At 71.8% G+C, this 1,251-nt stretch carries 2 protein-coding genes and 1 pseudogene; 1 reads left to right on the top strand and 2 read right to left on the bottom strand.

Translation table 11 applies throughout. The annotated features are described in order from the left end of the window. Nucleotides 1-40: 40 nt before the first annotated feature. Together ACFWFR_RS19405 and ACFWFR_RS19400 are read right to left on the bottom strand one after the other, a co-directional pair. Nucleotides 41-388, bottom strand: coding sequence for an antibiotic biosynthesis monooxygenase family protein (locus ACFWFR_RS19405; RefSeq protein ID WP_377624214.1), 348 nt, complete (start codon nt 386-388; stop codon nt 41-43). Between the two features lie 26 nt (nt 389-414). After that, the gene (locus ACFWFR_RS19400) at nt 415-939 is read right to left on the bottom strand and encodes an acyl-CoA thioesterase (protein ID WP_377616336.1); all 525 of its coding nucleotides are present in this window, start codon (nt 937-939) and stop codon (nt 415-417) included. Nucleotides 940-1,068: 129 nt separating this feature from the next. Here ACFWFR_RS19400 and ACFWFR_RS19395 point away from each other — a divergent pair. Beyond that, nucleotides 1,069-1,251 (top strand): annotated as a pseudogene (locus ACFWFR_RS19395) (hypothetical protein); the annotation flags it as partial.

Here is a 1,251-nt window from a genome sequence, read left to right as displayed (position 1 = left end):
GCCGCCGACTCTCGGCGGGCGCCCGTGGTGCGGCAGCGGCTCAGCCGGGCAGGACCTGCGCGTGAGGTCGTGCCGCCTCGTCCGTACCCCGCTGCACCTCACGGAAGTGCTCGACGACCGGGAACGGCTCGTAGAAGTGGTGGAGCAGCGCCTTCCACTCCTGGTATCCGGGCGAGCCGCGGAAGCCCTCGGTGTGCGCCTCGAGGCTGTCCCAGCGCACGAGCAGGAGGTACGTCGCGGGGCGCTCGAGGCAGCGGGCGAGCGACAGTGCACGGAAGCCCGGCACGGACGAGATGATCGAGCGTGCCGTGGCGAAGGCCTCCTCGAAGGCCTGTTCGCGGCCGGGAACCACGTGCAGCAGGGCGTGCTCGAGCACCTCGTCGGTCATGGTCCCGAGCCTAGGGGGAGCGGGGGTCAGCGGGCGGCGACGTCCACGGCCTGGGCCCAGTCCCGCACGTCCGCGGGGAGCTCGGGGCTCGTGACGTCCGCGCCCAGCAGGCCGACGACGTCGGGCCCGGGGATGCGGTCGCCCGCCTTCGAGAGGAAACGGCCCGCGATCAGCCCGCGAGCGCACAGGTCGCCGCCGCGCGTGAAGACCTGCTCGAGGTAGACCACGCGCTCGTCCCAGCCGATCACGCGGGTCGTGATCTCGAACCGGTCCCAGAGCTGGAGCGAGCGGCGGTACTTCATGGTCGAGGAGGCCACGACGGGGTACCAGCCCTTGTCGCGCAGCAGGCCGAACGCGCCGAGGTCCGCGAGGAAGTTGCTGCGGGCCACGTCCATCATCTGCAGGTACACGCCGTTGTTCACGTGCAGGTAGAAGTCGAGGTCGCCCGGGCGCACGCGCATGCGTGTCACGGAGGGGTCGAGGACCCCGCGGCCCGGGACGGCCTTGCGCGGCAGGGTGCTGGCGATCGTGAGCTGGATCTGTCGGGTCACCGTCGCAGGGTACAACCCGGAACGTGCGGTATCAGGTATCCGCGGTGCCGTCACGGCAGCCGGTGGTCGCCCGCGGTGACGCGCCCAGAGGTTTCGGCGCGGTCGGGAAGGCGTGTGAGGATGGCCCCCGTGACCTCCCGAACCGCCGCCCCTCTGCCCGACAGCTCCACGCACGCCGGGACGTCGACGTCCTCGTCGGCGGAGCCCACCACCTCTCGTCACTGGACCGTCCGCGCCTTCCGTGCGGTCGCGATCGCCGAGGCGTTCTCCTGGGCCGGCCTGCTCGTCGGGATGTACGTCAAGTGGATCGCC

The organism is Oerskovia sp. NPDC060287 (genome assembly GCF_042726775.1).
Classification (GTDB): Bacteria; Actinomycetota; Actinomycetes; order Actinomycetales; family Cellulomonadaceae; genus Oerskovia; species Oerskovia merdavium.
The sequence above is the reverse complement of the archived record's forward strand: the minus strand, read 5'-3'. Positions and strand labels throughout refer to the sequence as shown.

Coding starts and splice junctions, on each gene's coding strand:
- ACFWFR_RS19405 (WP_377624214.1), bottom strand. CDS start 388: ATGACCGACGAGGTGCTCGAGCACGCCCTGCTGCACGTGGTTCCCGGC.